19 protein-coding genes are annotated in these 16,449 nt (G+C 70.2%); 9 read left to right on the top strand and 10 right to left on the bottom strand.

The window, feature by feature from the left end; all coding sequences use genetic code 11:
• Positions 1-143 precede the first annotated feature (143 nt).
• Both AB0Q90_RS17195 and AB0Q90_RS17190 read left to right on the top strand, forming a co-directional pair.
• On the top strand, positions 144-599 hold the full coding sequence (locus AB0Q90_RS17195) for a hypothetical protein (protein WP_363161316.1): 456 nt from the start codon (positions 144-146) through the stop codon (positions 597-599).
• Between the two features lie 37 nt (positions 600-636).
• Complete coding sequence (locus tag AB0Q90_RS17190; protein ID WP_363161317.1) at positions 637-1,371, top strand: nucleotidyltransferase family protein; 735 nt, start codon at positions 637-639, stop codon at positions 1,369-1,371.
• Between the two features lie 116 nt (positions 1,372-1,487).
• Here AB0Q90_RS17190 and AB0Q90_RS17185 read toward each other — a convergent pair whose 3' ends face one another.
• The 6 genes from AB0Q90_RS17185 to AB0Q90_RS17160 all read right to left on the bottom strand — a co-directional run bounded on the left by AB0Q90_RS17185 (position 1,488) and on the right by AB0Q90_RS17160 (position 7,717).
• The gene (locus tag AB0Q90_RS17185; protein WP_363161318.1) at positions 1,488-3,095 is read right to left on the bottom strand and encodes a DoxX family protein; all 1,608 of its coding nucleotides are present in this window, start codon (positions 3,093-3,095) and stop codon (positions 1,488-1,490) included.
• 117 nt (positions 3,096-3,212) lie between these two features.
• Entirely contained in the window at positions 3,213-4,154 is a 942-nt protein-coding gene (gene rlmB / locus AB0Q90_RS17180) for a 23S rRNA (guanosine(2251)-2'-O)-methyltransferase RlmB (protein WP_363161319.1), read from the bottom strand.
• Positions 4,155-4,239: 85 nt separating this feature from the next.
• Positions 4,240-5,637 (bottom strand): cysteine--tRNA ligase, encoded by a 1,398-nt coding sequence (cysS, locus tag AB0Q90_RS17175; protein WP_363161320.1) that lies wholly within the window; start codon positions 5,635-5,637, stop codon positions 4,240-4,242.
• Between the two features lie 53 nt (positions 5,638-5,690).
• On the bottom strand, positions 5,691-6,188 hold the full coding sequence (gene ispF, locus AB0Q90_RS17170) for a 2-C-methyl-D-erythritol 2,4-cyclodiphosphate synthase (RefSeq protein ID WP_363161321.1): 498 nt from the start codon (positions 6,186-6,188) through the stop codon (positions 5,691-5,693).
• On the bottom strand, positions 6,178-6,939 hold the full coding sequence (gene ispD, locus AB0Q90_RS17165; RefSeq protein ID WP_363161322.1) for a 2-C-methyl-D-erythritol 4-phosphate cytidylyltransferase: 762 nt from the start codon (positions 6,937-6,939) through the stop codon (positions 6,178-6,180). The genes ispF and ispD overlap by 11 nt, the downstream gene beginning before the upstream one ends.
• A gap of 295 nt (positions 6,940-7,234) precedes the next feature.
• Positions 7,235-7,717, bottom strand: coding sequence for a CarD family transcriptional regulator (locus AB0Q90_RS17160; RefSeq protein ID WP_003953493.1), 483 nt, complete (start codon positions 7,715-7,717; stop codon positions 7,235-7,237).
• A 612-nt stretch (positions 7,718-8,329) separates the two neighbouring features.
• Here AB0Q90_RS17160 and AB0Q90_RS17155 point away from each other — a divergent pair.
• Positions 8,330-9,010 (top strand): DUF461 domain-containing protein, encoded by a 681-nt coding sequence (locus tag AB0Q90_RS17155; RefSeq protein ID WP_363161323.1) that lies wholly within the window; start codon positions 8,330-8,332, stop codon positions 9,008-9,010.
• A 95-nt stretch (positions 9,011-9,105) separates the two neighbouring features.
• Here the strand turns inward: AB0Q90_RS17155 and AB0Q90_RS17150 are convergent, their stop codons facing one another.
• Positions 9,106-9,786, bottom strand: coding sequence for a response regulator transcription factor (locus AB0Q90_RS17150; RefSeq protein WP_015659563.1), 681 nt, complete (start codon positions 9,784-9,786; stop codon positions 9,106-9,108).
• On the bottom strand, positions 9,783-11,060 hold the full coding sequence (locus AB0Q90_RS17145; protein WP_363161324.1) for an ATP-binding protein: 1,278 nt from the start codon (positions 11,058-11,060) through the stop codon (positions 9,783-9,785). Before AB0Q90_RS17145 ends, AB0Q90_RS17150 begins: the two co-directional genes overlap by 4 nt.
• 235 nt (positions 11,061-11,295) lie before the next feature.
• On the opposite strand from AB0Q90_RS17145, the gene phoU reads away from it, so the two are divergent.
• The 5 genes from phoU (at position 11,296) to AB0Q90_RS17120 (ending at position 13,928) form a co-directional block, all read left to right on the top strand.
• Entirely contained in the window at positions 11,296-11,985 is a 690-nt protein-coding gene (phoU, locus tag AB0Q90_RS17140) for a phosphate signaling complex protein PhoU (protein ID WP_363161325.1), read from the top strand.
• 161 nt (positions 11,986-12,146) lie between these two features.
• Positions 12,147-12,311 (top strand): hypothetical protein, encoded by a 165-nt coding sequence (locus tag AB0Q90_RS17135; RefSeq protein WP_363161326.1) that lies wholly within the window; start codon positions 12,147-12,149, stop codon positions 12,309-12,311.
• A gap of 119 nt (positions 12,312-12,430) precedes the next feature.
• Complete coding sequence (locus AB0Q90_RS17130; RefSeq protein ID WP_363161327.1) at positions 12,431-12,679, top strand: SCO4226 family nickel-binding protein; 249 nt, start codon at positions 12,431-12,433, stop codon at positions 12,677-12,679.
• Between the two features lie 30 nt (positions 12,680-12,709).
• Positions 12,710-12,961, top strand: coding sequence for an SCO4226 family nickel-binding protein (locus tag AB0Q90_RS17125; RefSeq protein ID WP_363161328.1), 252 nt, complete (start codon positions 12,710-12,712; stop codon positions 12,959-12,961).
• A gap of 469 nt (positions 12,962-13,430) precedes the next feature.
• A complete protein-coding gene (locus AB0Q90_RS17120) occupies positions 13,431-13,928 on the top strand; it encodes a hypothetical protein (RefSeq protein WP_363161329.1) in 498 nt (165 codons plus the stop codon).
• Positions 13,929-14,006: 78 nt separating this feature from the next.
• Here the strand turns inward: AB0Q90_RS17120 and AB0Q90_RS17115 are convergent, their stop codons facing one another.
• Positions 14,007-14,768, bottom strand: a complete 762-nt coding sequence (locus tag AB0Q90_RS17115; RefSeq protein ID WP_363161330.1) for a phosphoglyceromutase — start codon at positions 14,766-14,768, stop codon at positions 14,007-14,009.
• Between the two features lie 151 nt (positions 14,769-14,919).
• Here AB0Q90_RS17115 and AB0Q90_RS17110 point away from each other — a divergent pair, with 151 nt between their 5' ends.
• Positions 14,920-16,215 (top strand): MFS transporter, encoded by a 1,296-nt coding sequence (locus tag AB0Q90_RS17110; RefSeq protein ID WP_363161331.1) that lies wholly within the window; start codon positions 14,920-14,922, stop codon positions 16,213-16,215.
• Here AB0Q90_RS17110 and AB0Q90_RS17105 read toward each other — a convergent pair.
• Positions 16,199-16,426, bottom strand: coding sequence for a hypothetical protein (locus tag AB0Q90_RS17105; RefSeq protein ID WP_363161332.1), 228 nt, complete (start codon positions 16,424-16,426; stop codon positions 16,199-16,201). The two genes, AB0Q90_RS17110 and AB0Q90_RS17105, sit on opposite strands and share 17 nt — an antisense overlap.
• Between the last annotated feature and the right edge of the window lie 23 nt (positions 16,427-16,449).

Genomic DNA, 16,449 nt, shown 5'->3' with positions numbered 1-16,449 from the left:
TTCTCGTTGTCGACAAATACCCCGGCAGACCGGTCATTTCGAGCAGTGAGCGTCAACCCATTACCCAAAAAGGGGCACCAGTTCATCCCCCGAACCGGTGACTAAATGTCGCCAAATCATTACCGGGCGCTACCCTCACTCGCGTGAAGCACTCCACTAACCAACAGACGCGTCGCGGCCGGGGCCCCGCCCGCCGTATCGGCCGCTCCCTCGCCCTCGTCCTGCCCGTCGTCCTGGTGCTCTCCGGGACCCTCGCGGTCACGCGGGTCAACTGGTCGGGGAACCCCTCGGACTCGGTGCTCACCGCGTCGGACGCCTCGGTGTCGGACGCCAAGCCGGGCGACACGCCCCGTGCCCCGCACGACGTGCTGCGCGACCAGCTGCTGACCGAGCTCCAGCAGGAGGACCCGGGCGTCGCGCTCACCCACCTCCAGGAGGCCGTGAACGGCCGCCCGTCGCTCGCCAGGCACTGCGCCTCCATCGCCCGTGCCCTGGGCCACGCCGCGGTCCGCCTGTACGGCCCGACGCGCGCCCAGTCCTACGCCCGCCCGGTCTGCGACACCTCCTTCGCGTCGGGAGTGCTGGCGGCGCACCACTGACACCTCCGGGAGCGGGACGCCGCCTTAGGGTTCGGGCATGACCGATCCGAACGCCGCGTCCCGCCCCGTGCAGGCCGTGATCCTGGCCGGCGGCCAGGGTTCACGGCTGCGTCCGTACACCGACGACCGGCCCAAGCCGATGGTCGAGATCCCCGGCACGGGGACGCCGATCATCGGCCATCAGCTCGCCTGGCTCGCCGAGGAGGGCGTGACCGACGTAGTGGTCAGCTGCGGCCATCTCGCGGACGTCCTGCGGGACTGGCTGGTCCATGCCGACCTGCCCGTGCGGGTCACGACGGTCGTCGAGGCCGAGCCCCTCGGCCGCGGCGGCGGCCTCAAGTACGCCGCCGCGCATCTGCCGCACCCCGACCGGCCCTGGTACGCCACCAACGGGGACATCTGGACCCGCTTCTCACTGCGGGACATGGCGGACTTCCATACGGAGCGCGACGCGGTCGCGACCCTTGCGCTGGCGCGACCGCGCATTCCCTGGGGCGCCGTGCGGACCGACGGGTTCGGGCACGTCACGGACTTCATCGAGGCCCCGCCGACGACGTACGAGATCAATGCGGGTGTCTACGTCTTCTCGCCGGAGTTCGCGGAGATGCTGCCCGAGCGGGGGGACCATGAGCGGACCACGTTTCCGCGGCTGGCGCGGGAGCGGCGGCTTGCCGGTTTTCCCCTTCCGCAGGGCGCCTACTGGCGTGCCATCGATACGGCGAAGGATCTGACCGAGGCTGCGAAGGAACTGGCGGCTCTGCGGTCGTCGTGACGGTCGGTGGGGGTTGAACGCGCAGTTCCCCGCGCCCCTTCAGGGGGCGCGGGGAACCAGGCGGGTTGTGATGTGCTGCCGGTGGGCTCAACCCAGGATGCCGCCCACCGGCCCGTCTACCCCAACAGGCCGCCCACCAGGCCCGGTTCACCGGAGGTGGATCCTCCGCCTCCCGAGCCGCCCGGCGTGCTGCCGCCGGTGGAGCCGCCCGAGGTCGGGCCCGAGCTGGTGCTGGGGGCCTCGTCCGCCGGAGTGGTCTGCTGGGGCGGGGCCTGGCCCGTGGTGCCCTGCGTCTGGCTGGGCGTACCCGCGGTGCTGGTGTCCCTGGTGGCGCCCGGCGTCGTGGCGGCGCCGGCCGTCGGGGCCGTGGTGGCGCCCTGGGTCGGGGAGGTGACGGCCGACGGGGTGCGCTTCTGGCGTTTGCCGGGCTCCGACGGGAGCGGGGAGCCGGGCAGTTCGTTGCGCGGGGGCTCGCCGGGGCCGGGGACGACCACGCGGTCGGCGTCGCGGACGGCGCCGCCGAGCAGCGAACCGATCAGCAGGGTCAGCCCGGTGACGATGGCGGTGATCAGGGCGCCGCGGCGCAGCACATAGCGGCGCAGCTCCCAGATCTCGGCGCGGGGGCCGAGCCGGCGCCAGGCGCCGCCCGCGAGCCGGCCGTCGATGGAGTAGACGGGGGCGCCGGCGATGATCAGCGGGGACCAGGCGGCGAGATAGATGATGTCGGGGGCGTCGTAGACCGGGACGCTCTTCCAGCTGACCGTGACGAGCAGCGCGGCCGACAGCAGCGCGCCGATCACTGCGGCGACCCGCTGCCAGCAGCCCAGGATCGTGAGTACGCCCACGATGACCTGGAAGAAGGCGATGACCAGGCCGGAGCCGACGGGGTGTTCGAGGGCGAACTGCCGTAGCGGCTCGGCGACTTCCCAGGGGTGCAGGGTGTTGAGCCACTTCATCATCGAGCCGCGCTTGCCGCCGTCGAAGTAGACGGGGTCGCACAGCTTGCCCATGCCGGCGTAGATGGAGATGAAGCCGAGGAAGATGCGCAGCGGGAGGAGAACCACGCCCAGGTTCATGCGGCGGCCCGGGTAATAGGCGTGCCGCGCGGGTTCGTCGCCCTGGCGCCGGGTTCGCGAGCCGTCGTCCGGGTCCGCGAACTGCTGGTCGTCGTAGGCGAGTTCCTCGTCGTAGACGCTGCCGACCTGGCGCATGTCGGGCAGCAGCCGGGTGCCGTCGCCGTCGGGCGGGGTGCGCTGTGCGCCGACGACGGGGGTCTCGACGGTCTGGGCGAGGTCGTCGTAACCGTCGTCGCCGTAGGGGCCGTTGTCCACGTCGACCCGCGGGATGACCTGGGTGGCGCCGGCGTCTACCGGTTCCTCGCCGTGGCGGACGCTGCCGCCCCGCACCGCCTGGAGCAGTCGGTGGGCGCCGGTGTCGTCCGGGGCGGACTTGCCGCTCCAGACGACCGGCCGACGGCGCGCGCCGGCCGCCGCGCCGACCACGGGCATGCGGGCGGTGTCCTCGCCGGCGGTCAAGTGCCGTGCGATCCGCGGTGATTGGGTGCGCCGCGCCGACGCGCCCAACTGCACGCGGAAGCTCGCATGATTGACGATGATCTGCGCCGGATCGCTCGGCACCTTCACCATGCTCAGCGCGGGAGCGTCGTCGAATCCCGACGAGCGGTCCCCCGTGGGTGTGCGGGGTGTTCTGGTGTCCACACTCATCTAACCGAGTGACGTGTGTTTAGGACACTGCTTTGACCTGCCGGATCTGTCCGGACCGCGTCAAGCTTGCCCTGAACACCCGGATTACCCCGTCCGGGTGAGGACACCGACACATGTTCAGGCGCGGCGGCGCGCCGCCTCGTACAGCACGATCCCCGCCGCCACACCGGCGTTCAACGACTCGGCGCCACCCGGCATCGGGATCCGCACCCGGAAGTCGCAGGTTTCGCCGACCAGGCGGGACAGGCCCTTGCCCTCGCTGCCGACCACGATGACAACGGGGCCGCCCAGGGCCTCCAGCTCGCCGAGTTCGACCTCGCCGTCGGCGGCGAGGCCCACGACGGCGATGCCGGCCTTCTTGTAGGCCTCCAGCGCGCGCGTGAGGTTGGTGGCGCGGGCGACGGGCGTACGGGCGGCCGTGCCGGCGGAGGTCTTCCAGGCGCCGGCGGTCATGCCGGCCGCGCGCCGCTCGGGGACGACGACGCCGTGGCCGCCGAAGGCCGAGACGGAACGGACGACGGCGCCGAGGTTGCGCGGGTCGGTGACCCCGTCGAGAGCGACGATCAGCGGGTCCTCCCCGTCGTCGTACGCGGCGCTCGCGAGGTCCTCGGGGTGGGCGTACTCGTACGGCGGGACCTGGAGGACCAGGCCCTGGTGGTTCAGGCCGTTGGTCATCCGGTCCAGCTCGGGACGCGGGGCCTCCATGAGGTTGATGCCGCCGCGTTCGGCCGCGAGCTGGAGCGCCTCGCGCACCCGCTCGTCGTTGTCGATGAACTGCTGGACGTAGAGCGTGTTCGCGGGCACGCCCTCGCGCAGCGCCTCGACGACCGGGTTGCGGCCGACGACCAGCTCGGAGGTGCCCTTGCCGCCCCGGCCGCGCGGCGCCGGACGGCGCTGGACCTGCTTGGCCTTGGCGGCGGCGATGCGGTTCTTCTTGTGCCCCTTGCGCATCTCGGCGGGCGGCGTCGGACCCTTGCCCTCCAGGCCCCGGCGTCGCTGGCCGCCACTGCCGACCTGCGCGCCCTTCTTGCCGGACATGCGGCGGTTGTTCGCGGCCATGACCTACCTGTTCTCTACGAAAGCAATATGTACGTCTATGCAGTGTGCCGCCCGGAGGCCCGGGCGGCACAATCGATCACTGCGCTCAGCGCGCGCCGAGACTCCAGCGCGGCCCCTGCGGACCGTCCTCGATCGCCAGCCCGGACTGCTTGAGCTGGTCCCGGATGGCATCCGCGGTGGCCCAGTCCTTACGGGCCCGCGCCGCCTCACGCTGGTCCAGGACCAGGCGTACGAGGCTGTCGACGACGCCGTGCAGGTCTTCGCCCCGGTCGGACTCCCCCGCCCACTGCGCGTCCAGCGGGTCCAGGCCGAGGACACCGAGCATGGCGCGCACCTCGGCGAGGCGGGCCACGGCGGCTTCCTTGTCGTCGGCGGCGAGGGCGGAGTTGCCCTGCCGGACGGTGGTGTGCACGACGGCGAGCGCCTGCGGGACGCCCAGGTCGTCGTCCATCGCCTCGGCGAAGGCGGTGGGCACCTCCGCGGCGGGCTCGACGGCGTGCCCGGCCATCTCCACCACGCGCTGCACGAAGCCCTCGATCCGCGAGAACGCGGACTCGGCCTCGCGCAGGGCCTCCTCGCTGTACTCGATCATCGAGCGGTAGTGCGGGGTGCCGAGGTAGTAGCGCAGCACGATGGGCCGCCAGTGCTTGACCATCTCGCTGACGAGCACGGAGTTGCCCAGCGACTTGGACATCTTCTCGCCGCTCATGGTGACCCAGGCGTTGTGCACCCAGTACTGGGCGAACTCGTCGCCGAAGGCCTTGGCCTGGGCGATCTCGTTCTCGTGGTGCGGGAAGATCAGGTCCAGGCCGCCGCCGTGGATGTCGAAGGCGGAGCCCAGGTACTTGTGGGCCATCGCCGAGCACTCCAGGTGCCAGCCGGGACGGCCGCGGCCCCACGGGGTCTCCCAGTCGGGCTCGCCCGGCTTGGTCGCCTTCCACATGGCGAAGTCGCGGGGGTCGCGCTTGCCGGAGACGCCCTCGTCGGGCTGGCGCAGGTCGTCGATGTCCTGGTTGGACAGCGCCAGGTAGCCCGGGAAGGAGCGCACGTCGAAGTAGACGCTGCCGTCCGCCTCGTAGGCGTGCCCCCGCTCGATCAGGCCGCGCATCATCTCGACCATCTCGGTGACATGGCCGGTGGCGCGCGGCTCGTAGGTCGGCGGCAGGCAGCCGAGGGCGGTGTAGCCGTCGTTGAACGCGCGCTCGTTCTCGTAGCCGATGGACCACCAGGGGCGGCCCTGGTCGGCGGACTTGGCGATGATCTTGTCGTCGATGTCCGTGACGTTCCGGACGAACGTGACGTCGTAGCCGCGGTACTCGAACCAGCGGCGCATGATGTCGAAGTTCAGCCCGGACCGGATGTGCCCGATGTGCGGTGCCGCCTGCACGGTGGCACCACACAGGTAGATCGAGACGCAACCCGGCTTGAGCGGGGTGAAGTCACGGATCTGCCGGGCGCTGGTGTCGTACAGGCGAATAGTCACGAGTCCAAGGGTAGTAGGCGTTCCCCAGTGCCTCCGACGGTTGTGGATAACAGTCAGCCTGCGGTTCTCGCCACCAGCGCGGTCGCCACGGCCATCAGGCCTTCACCCCTACCGGGGAACCCCAGTCCGTCCGTCGTCGCCCCGGAGACCGAGACCGGCGCTCCGGCCGCCTCCGAGAGAACCTTCTGCGCCTCGTCGCGGCGCTTGCCGATCTTCGGGCGGGGACCGACGACCTGCACCGCGATGTTGCCGATGACGAAGCCGGCCTCGCGCACGATCCGGGCCGCCTCCGTCAGCAGTACGACGCCGGAGGCGCCGGACCACTCGGGGCGCCCCGTGCCGAAGTGCTGCCCGAGGTCGCCGAGGCCCGCCGCGGAGAAGAGCGCGTTGCACGCGGCGTGCGCGACGACGTCCGCGTCGGAGTGACCGGCCAGACCGGTCCCCTCGCCCTCCCACTTCAGGCCCGCGCACCACAGCTCGCGGCCCTCCTCGAAGGCGTGGATGTCGGTGCCGATGCCGACCTGGGGAAGCAGCGGTGCCTCAGAAGCCATCGTTGAGCCTCCTGCGCGCGAGGACCGCCTCGGCCAGCACCAGGTCCAGCGGGCGGGTGACCTTGAAGGCCTCCTCGTGGCCGGGCACGACCACGACGGTCAGGCCGAGCTGCTCGACCATGCTGGCGTCGTCGGTGACGTTGTCGGTGACCGTCTCGTGGGCCCGGACCAGGGTCGCCCGGTCGAAGCCCTGCGGCGTCTGCACGGCACGCAGCCGGGCCCGCTCCGGCGTGGCGACGACCGGCTCGGGCTCGCCCTCGGCGGCCGGTTCGACCTCCTTGACGGTGTCGGCGAGCGGCAGGGCGGGGACCACGGCCACGGCGCCCTCCCGGACGGCATCGATCACGGCGTCGACGGTGTCCACGGGGACGAGCGGGCGGGCCGCGTCATGGACGAGGACGATGTCGTACTCGGGCGGCAGCGCGTCCAGGCCGAGCTTCACGGACTCCTGGCGGGTCTCACCGCCGGGGACGACCAGGAAGTCGGTCCGGTCGGGCAGCGCATGCGCGTCGAGCAGGGTCTTCACCTCGGCGGCGCCGTCCGGCGGGGCCACGACGACGACCAGGGAGACGGCACGGGACGCGGCCATCGCGTGTACCGCGTGAATGAGCATCGGGGTGCCGCCCAGCGCGCGGAGCGCCTTGGGGGCGCCAGGGCCGAGGCGCACGCCTCGGCCTGCGGCCGGGATGACGACTGCAGTGCGAATGGTCGTACGAGCCTGCGCGGGTGCAGGGCGCGATTCGTCAGACATCGGTTCCTGTCAGGTTTGTGTGCTGGCCTTGCGTGGGTATGGCCTGGGAAGTGCCGGGCGCGACGCCTTGACCGGACCCTTCCGTGACCCCGGTCGAGCCTGCTGCCCGGGCCCGGCACGCCAAGTATCGGGGGAACTCTCCCCGAAGGACGCACGGCGTGAAACGGCGCGCACAAATGAACATGCCGCAGCGCCCGGCGACTGTGAATACGTCATCGGGCACCGCGGCACTTCTTTTAGAGCGACACAGCTGTGTGCTGAGTGAGCTGAGCGGGCTGGCTGCCTGCCGGCTGCGTCAGGACGCGAGAACCTCGTCGAGCAGGGCCTCGGCCTTGTCCTCGTTGGTGTTCTCCGCGAGAGCGAGCTCGCTCACCAGGATCTGGCGGGCCTTGGCGAGCATGCGCTTCTCACCGGCGGAGAGTCCGCGCTCGCGCTCACGACGCCACAGGTCACGCACGACTTCCGCGACCTTGATGACATCGCCGGAGGCGAGCTTCTCCAGATTTGCCTTGTAGCGACGCGACCAGTTCGTGGGCTCCTCGGCGTACGGCGCGCGCAGCACCTCGAAGACCCGGTCCAGCCCGTCCTGACCGACCACATCACGCACGCCGACGAACTCCGCATTGTCCGCTGGCACACGTACCGTCAGGTCACCCTGGGCGACCTTCAGCACCAAGTAGGTCTTGTCCACGCCTTTGATCTGGCGAGTTTCGATGGCCTCGATCAGCGCGGCCCCGTGATGGGGATAGACCACGGTGTCGCCAACCTTGAACGTCATGTGACAGGTACCCCTTCCGTGGCTATCCAGGGTAACACGGAAACTGCGGGTTCTGAATGGCGTTTTCGCAGGTCAGGGCATATCTCGGGGCTTGACAACAGCAACAGGAACGTGCTTCGCGGGCCGTTCGGAAGGGGGTATTCGCAGGTCGGAGCGGCTCTCCGGGGGAGGTGAAACTCGCACGTTACACACATCCGGAGCCTCCGCCAAGCAGACGAACGTCCGCATATGTCCGGTTCCAAGTGTGCGACTTCCGCTACTCCGTTCGGTGTCCGGAGTCGGGTACCAGACGAATCCGGAATTGATCACGAGGATCGCTCGACGCACAGTCGTTGATCAATTTCCGGACGGTCGTGCATTCCTTCACGGAAAATTTGCGGATCACCGTCGCGGGTATGCCCACGGAACTTATGTGAATGCCGGAGGACCGTGGAGTCAAAGTGACTCGTGGGTCACTTGTGGGGGACGGGACGGGTGAAGGAGTGGCTCTTCGGGGCCTCAGGGGAGGGTCGGGTGCGGTGGCGCGGGAACGGCTCGGTAACCTAAGGCCGCTGACAGACACTTAGGGCGGCTTTATGCGCCCCCCGTTCGAGTCAAGGAGTTGCCGCCGCCGTGAGCAGCAGCCTTCGACGCGGCGCCCTCGCCGCCGCCGCCATCGCGTTCTCGATCGCCTCGCTCGCCGCGTGCGGCGCCGGCAACAACGCCCAGACGCTGGAGATCAAGCCGGACAACGCAGCCACCGCCGTCGGCGACATCAAGATCCAGAACGCGATCGTCATCACCCAGCCCGACCTGGAGTCGACCGGCCCCGCCGTCGTCGCCGCGACCCTGTTCAACAACGGCACCAGCGACCAGAAGCTGGAGTCGATCACCGTCGACGGCACCGACAAGACGGCCGAGCTCTCGCCCGCCAAGGGTGAGAGCCTGACCATCCCGGCCGGTGGCTCCCTCATCCTCGGTGGCGAGGACAACGCCTCCGCCGTGCTGCCCAGCAGCCGTGAGGCCATCAAGGACGGCAACGCCCAGAAGATCACCTTCACCTTCTCCAAGACGGGCGAGGTGAGCCTGCGCGCCTTCGTCGTGCCGTCCGAGAGCTACTTCACCGGCTGGGGCCCGACCGAGGTCCCGGCAGCGCCCGGCGAGGACACCGCGTCCCCGACGACGGAGCCGACGGACGAGGCCACGGGTGAGGCCACGGGCGAGGCCGAGGAGGGCAACGGCGCCACCGCGACGGACGCCGCCTCGGCCTCCGCGAGCACGGAGACGGACGAGCACGCGGCCGCCGGTCACTGAGCGGACGTACGGCGCCTGTGAAGCCGTAGAACGAAGGGCGGGGCCTCTGCGCGAGGCCCCGCCCTTCGTCGTACTCCTACGGTCTACGGCGTTGTTTACGGCTCAAACTTGTAGCCGAGGCCCCGCACCGTCACCAGGTAGCGCGGCGCGCCCGGGTCCGGCTCGATCTTGGCGCGCAGGCGCTTGACGTGGACGTCGAGGGTCTTGGTGTCGCCGACGTAGTCGGCGCCCCAGACGCGGTCGATGAGCTGCATACGGGTCAGGACGCGGCCCGCGTTGCGCAGCAGCATCTCCAGGAGGTCGAACTCCTTGAGGGGGAGGTCGACCTTGGAGCCGGAGACGGTGACGACGTGCCGGTCCACGTCCATACGGACCGGCCCCGCCTCCAGCGCGGCCGGGGTGACCTCCTCGGGCTCGCCGCGGCGGCGCAGGACGGCCCGGATACGGGCGACCAGCTCGCGTGACGAGAACGGCTTGGTGACATAGTCGTCGGCTCCTATTTCCAGCCCGACGACCTTGTCGATCTCGCTGTCCTTGGCGGTCACCATGATGACGGGGACATTGGAACGGCCGCGCAGCTGGCGGCAGACCTCGGTGCCCGGCAGGCCGGGCAGCATCAGGTCGAGGAGGACGAGGTCGGCGCCGTTGCGCTCGAACTCGTCGAGTCCGTCGGGCCCGGTGGTCGCGACCGCGACCTCGAAGCCCTCCTTGCGGAGCATGTACGACAGGGCGTCGGAGAAGGACTCCTCGTCCTCGACGACGAGCACACGGGTCACGGAAGGACCTCCGGGGCGGAAAGCGTTTCGTACGCGGTTGACTCGGGGGGTGTGACATGGGACGAGTGAGCGGACTGTCCGGCCTCGTCGTCGAGGGCGGGGTTCTGCGACGCACGGTCGCGGGCCGCGCCCGCCTCCGGCAGTCTCAGGGTGAAGGTGGAGCCCTGTCCCTCGGAGCTCCACACCGTGACCTCCCCGCCGTGCGAGGCGGCCACGTGCTTGACGATCGCCAGCCCCAGCCCCGTACCACCGGTGGCACGGGAGCGGGCCGGGTCGACGCGGTAGAAGCGCTCGAAGATGCGCTCCTTGTCCTTGTCGGAGATGCCGATGCCCTGGTCGGTCACGGCGATCTCGATGTGCTCCCCGCCGGGCGCGGTCACCCGGCGGGCGGCTATACCGACGCGGGTGCGGGCGGGCGAGTAGTTGACGGCGTTCTCGACGAGGTTGCCGAGGGCCGCGGCCAGCTGGCCCCGGTTGCCCCAGATGCTCAGCTCGGCGGTGCCGCCGGCGGCCATCGTGATCTGCTTCGTGCCGGCGGCGTGCCGGCAGCGGTCGATGGCCTCGGCGACCAGCTCGTCCACGCGGACGGGCTCGGCGTCCTCCAGCGGGTCGTCGTTCTGCACCCTGGAGAGGTCGATGAGCTCCTGCACGAGGTTGGTGAGCCGGGTCGCCTCGATCTGCATGCGCCCGGCGAACCGCTCCACCGCCTCCGGGTCGTCCGAGGCGTCCATGACGGCCTCGGACAGGAGGGAGAGCGCTCCGACCGGGGTCTTGAGCTCGTGGCTGACATTGGCGACGAAGTCGCGCCGTACCGCCTCTATCCGTCGGGCCTCGGTGAGGTCCTCGACGAGCAGGAGCACCAGACGGGAGCCGAGCGGGGCGACGCGGGCGGAGACCGCGAGGGCCTCGCCGCGTCCGGTGCCACGCCGGGGCAGGTCCAGCTCGACCTGGCGTATCTCGCCGTCGCGCCGGGTGTCCCGGGCCATCTGGAGCATCGGCTCCACGGACAGCTTGCCGCCACGCACCAGCCCGAGGGCGTACGCGGCGGAGCTGGCCTTGACGACGGCGTCGGCCTCGTCCAGTACGACCGCCGAGGAGCGGAGCACGGAGAGGACCGTGTCCACGCCCGGCGGGAGCACCGGATCGGTGTGCAGGGAGGTTCTGGTGGGTCGCGCCTGGTCGCGTTCGCTCCAGCGGAACGCCAGCATGGCGATGACACCGGTGAGTACCCCGGCGATCGCTGCCGCTGCGGCGACCGCCGCGTTCACGTCCATGCATCCAGGTTAGGCATGGCGTACGACATACCCACAGCCATCGGAGTGCGAGCTCGAACACTCGTCGCCCAGAGTTCACCCAGGAGCTAGTAATGGTTCATTTGGGGTGACGGAAACGGACGCGTACGGGGCCGAACGTGGGAGCGTGGGGTGCGAAGCGCCGGTTTCGACAGGACAGACACGCCGGGCCCCGGCCCCCAGAGCCCCCCGAACACACGCACGAGAGGGAACCCTGATGCGGGACGCGTACCACGAGGAACTTGACTCGATCAGCGACAGCCTGGTGGAGATGGCCCGCCTGGTCGGGTCGGCGATCGGACGCGCCACGACGGCGATCCTCGACTCCGACCTGAAGCTGGCCGAGAGCGTGATCGAGGCGGACCAGAAGGTCGACGACCTCCAGCACGACCTGGAGGCGCGGGCCATAGCGCTGCTCGCCCGTCAGCAGCCGGTGGCCACGGATCTCCGTATAGTCGTCACCTCGCTGCGTATGTCGGCCGACCTGGAGCGCTCGGGCGACCTCGCCCAGCACGTGGCGAAGCTGACCCGGTTGCGCTACCCGGCGCGGGCCATCCCGCACGACCTGCACGCCACGATCCTGGAGATGGGCCAGCTCGCGCAGCGCCTGATGGCGAAGGCGGCCGAGGTGATCGTCACGAAGGACATCGACCTCGCGCTCCAGCTGGAGCAGGACGACGACGAGATGGACCTGCTGCACCGCACGCTCTTCCAGCACCTGATGGACGAGCGCTGGAAGCACGGCATCGAGACCGCCGTCGACGTCACCCTGCTGGGCCGCTACTACGAGCGCTTCGCCGACCACGCGGTGGCGGTGGCCAAGCGCGTGGTGTTCCTGGTGACGGGCGAACACGCGGACGAGCTCCAGGCGGATGTGTCGCCGGTGGCGGGGGTTGAGGGGGCCTGAGGGGTCGGTCGGCGGGGTTGGTCGCTGCCCGTAGGGGCGCGATCACCGTCCGGGAGGGCGCCAATCCCTGCGCGGGGGCGTGCGAGAGCCTCCGTGCGCCGTTGATGCGCCCAGCGGAGCGGGCATGCAATGGGCACAGGCACGAGCCCTGAGGAGGGACCATGGCCGAATCCCCCGGCACGCCCGGCACGACGCCCGACCCCACGCAGGAACGCCAGACCGAGCAGCCCGCCGAGATCACGAACCTGATGCTGATCGGCGCGTGCGGCTGCGGATCGGGCTGTGGCTGCGGCTGCCAGTCCGGCAATCCGTGCCAGTGCGGGTGACGTCCGTACGACGATGAAGGGGCCCCGGCGCACTTGCCGGGGCCCTTCGTCGTGCCGTCGGAACGGTCGGGGCGCAGCATGGAGGTATGGGGCGGAAGCCCGGAAGGAGGTGGGCCGGCATGACGCAGTTCATGGACGTGCACCACGGGATGCAGGGCATCACGGCCGACCAGCTGATGGAGGCCCACAAGGCAGACCTCGCCATAGAGAAGGACGAAGGCGTGCACTTCGAACGGGCCTGGGCAGACCCGGTGTCCGGCATCGTCTACTGCCTGTCGGAGGCACCCTCGGCCGAGGCGGTCCTGCGCATCCACGAGCGCACCGGCCACAAGGCCGACGAGATCCACCCGGTGCCTCTGTCGGTCTGACGCGGCACGAAGAAGGAGACGGTGAGGGCCATGACACGGTTCATGGACGTCCACCACGGCATGCAGGGCATCACCGCCGACCAACTGGCCGAGGCCCACGAGGCCGTGCTCGCGACCGAGCGAGAAGAAGGAGTCCACTTCGAACATGCCTGGGCGGACCCGGAGTCCGGAACGGTCTACTGCCTGACCGAGGGCCCCTCGGCGGACGCGGTCAGCCGCGCCCACGAACGCGGCGGCGGCGCACGCCCGGACGAGATCCACGCGGTGCCGCTGGCGGTCTAGCGGGAACTGAATCCTCGTACGGGAAGACATCGAGCCAGCCGGCACGAAGCCCCCGGCCGGCGGAGGACTCGCAGGCCGGGGCGACCCGTGCGCCACCGGGGCGGACTGCCTGCCCCTGCCGAGGGCGGCCGCCCTCGTTCCTCTCGCCCGCCGCCTGCGGCCTGTCACCTGCGGCGTTGGGCGCAAAAGCATCGAAAGTACCTCAAGCACACCCCACATGGCCGATAATGTCCTATTAGTAGCCGGAACTCGGCACTAGGGTCCTGCCTCGGAGCTGCCCCCCACGGCCCGAGGCCATTGGCGCAGGGGGTGGGGGCGTATGGCGTGTTGCTGGCGACCGCTGCCGCGCGGTCCGCCCGGCCGTCTCGAAATCAGGCAGCGCAACTTCTCGCGGCCCACTACGTCGGGCCCCGCATCGCCCTGATTCACTCGGCACGACTTCCTTCCGTACGAAAGGAAAGGGAGAACAATGCGCCGTATCGCATTCGTGTTCGCCGCGGCCCTCGCCAGCGCCGGGCTGGCCATCGCGCCGTCCATGGCCGACAGCCCGCACTTCCTGTACGCGGATAACACCGTGAGCACCAGCACCGGAGCCCTGACGACCTCGTTCAAGGAGGCCGGACTGGGCACGGGCACCACCAGCGTCTCGATCACGCTCAGCGTCGACAGCGCGACCGCCAGCTACCAGTGCTTCAACAAGGCCGGCAACAAGCCTCAAGGCGTGCCGAAGTCGGCCGGGCCGACATCGCTGCTCGGCTCGGGCCAGTTCCCGGTCCGCCACGGGCAGACGACCGCCAGCCTGACCGTGGGCCCCGTCGCCTCGCCGATCAGCTGCCCGCCCGGACAGGCCCTGTTCCTGGAGGAGACCACTTACTCCGGCATCGTCGTGTCGGACGAGTTCGGTAACTCCATCCACGCCACTCCCGACCCGATCTCCAGTGGACCGATCCACGTCAGGGTCGGTTGACGGCTTGCCTGAAGCCTCACCGCAGCAACAAGCCCCTGCCCGCGGCACATTCGCGGGCAGGGGCTTGATCAGTCTGTGTTACTTCTTCTTGCCCTGGTTCTTGACCGCCTCGATCGCCGCCGCGGCCGCCTCGGGGTCGAGGTAAGTGCCGCCGGGGTTGAGGGGCTTGAAGTCCGCGTCCAGTTCGTAGGACAGGGGGATGCCCGTCGGGATGTTCAGGCCCGCGATGTCGGCGTCGGAGATGCCGTCGAGGTGCTTGACCAGGGCGCGGAGCGAGTTGCCGTGGGCGGCCACCAGGACCGTGCGGCCGGCCAGGAGGTCGGGGACGATGCCGTCGTACCAGTACGGGAGCATGCGCGTGACGACGTCCTTCAGGCACTCCGTGCGGGGGCGGAGCTCCGGCGGGATCGTCGCGTAGCGGGGGTCGGCGGACTGGGAGAACTCCGTGCCGTCCTCAAGCGGGGGCGGCGGGGTGTCGTAGGAGCGGCGCCACAGCATGAACTGCTCCTCGCCGAACTCGGCGAGGGTCTGGGCCTTGTCCTTGCCCTGGAGGGCGCCGTAGTGGCGCTCGTTCAGGCGCCAGCTGCGGTGGACGGGGATCCAGTGGCGGTCCGCGGACTCCAGCGCCAGCTGGGCCGTGCGGATCGCGCGCTTCTGGAGGGACGTGTGGACCACGTCGGGGAGGAGGTCGGCGTCCTTCAGGAGCTCGCCGCCGCGGACTGCCTCCTTCTCGCCCTTCTCGTTGAGGTTGACGTCCACCCAGCCGGTGAACAGGTTCTTCGCGTTCCATTCGCTCTCGCCGTGGCGGAGGAGGATCAGCTTGTACGGTGCGTCGGCCATGTGTAGGAGCGTAATCGAAGCCTTTGATCCCTTGCGCGTCCGCTCGAAGAGCGGACGGTTGACGGGATCTGTTAATTGAGTGGCCGATCATCGCCGGGCGTTTGTAAGTTGTGCTCACCGCCTGAGCCGCTTACACCCCGGGGGATCCCCTATGTCAGTCGCCGCCCTGAGACGTGCCGCCCGGGAGACCGTCTCCGGGCTCCCGCGTGAGTTCTGGTGGCTGTGGACCAGCACCCTGGTCAACCGGCTCGGCGCCTTCGTCGCCACCTTCATGGCGCTGTATCTGACACTCGACCGCGGCTACTCCGCCACTTACGCCGGTCTCGTCGCCGCCCTGCACGGCCTCGGCGGGGTGATCTCCTCCCTGGGTGCCGGGGTGATGACCGACCGGCTCGGGCGGCGGCCCACGCTGCTCGTCGCGCAGGCCTCCACCGCCGCGTCCGTCGCGCTGCTCGGGTTTGTGCACCACCCCGTCGCCATCGCGGGCGTCGCCTTCCTCGTCGGCATGGCCTCCAATGCCTCCCGGCCGGCCGTGCAGGCGATGATGGCCGACATCGTGCGGCCCGAGGACCGGGTGCGCGCCTTCTCGCTCAACTACTGGGCCATCAACCTCGGCTTCGCCGTCTCCTCCATGGCCGCCGGGTTCATCGCCGAGTACAGCTACCTCGCCGGGTTCCTGATCGAGGCGGCCATGACGGCGGTCTGCGCGGTCGTCGTCTTCCTGAAGCTGCCCGAGTCCCGGCCCGAGGGCGGCGGGACCGTCAAGGCGGAGGACGCGGTCGGGATGGGGACCGTGCTGCGCGACGGGCGGTTCATGGGTGTCGTAGGGCTGTCCTTCCTGGTCGCGCTGATCTTCCAGCAGGGTTCCGTGGGACTGCCCGTGGCCATGGGCGAGGCGGGCTTCACCCCGGCCGACTACGGACTGGCCATCGCCGTCAACGGCGTCCTGATCGTCGTCCTGCAGATCCCGGTCACCCGGTTCATCGAGCACCGCGACCCCGGCCGGCTGCTCGTGATCTCGTCCGTCCTCGCCGGCTACGGCTTCGGTCTCACCGCCTTCGCCGGGTCGGTCGGCGTCTTCGCCCTCACCATCTGCGTGTGGACACTGGCGGAGATCGTCAACGCGCCGACGCAGACCGGTCTCGTCGTCCGGCTCTCCCCCCTGCACGGACGCGGCCGCTACCAGGGCATGTACACCATGTCCTGGGCGGTGGCCTCGCTTGTCGCCCCGCTGATGTCCGGCCTCGTCATCGACCGCTACGGCGCCGAGTGGCTGTGGGCGGCCTGCGCCGTCATCGGTACGGCGGCGGGGCTCGGGTACGCGGCGCTGATGCGGACGCTGCCGACCGAGGAACCGGCCGCGGAAGCCCCGGCTGCCGCGAAGCCCGCCACCCGGGAGACCCATGGGCGGCGGGCTTCGGATCAGGCGCTCAGAAGGAGAGCGTGACGCCGACCTCGTGGTACTGCGCGGCGGTCGCCAGGGCCTGGCCCTGGACCGCGCCGATCTGGGCGCCGACCTGGGACAGCACGTCCGCGCTGCTGACGGCCGTGGGGCCGGCGGTGACGGTGGCGGCGGGGCCGCCGCTCATACCGCCGGAGACGGAGTCGAGGTCGGCGTCGGAGATTTCGAGGGTCTGGACCTGGGGAGCGGAGTTCATGGGGAAACTGCCCTTCACATGGG

The sequence above is a fragment of the Streptomyces sp. NPDC079141 genome (assembly GCF_040686775.1).
Classification (GTDB): domain Bacteria; phylum Actinomycetota; class Actinomycetes; order Streptomycetales; family Streptomycetaceae; genus Streptomyces.
This window is presented reverse-complemented; position numbering and strand designations above follow the sequence as displayed.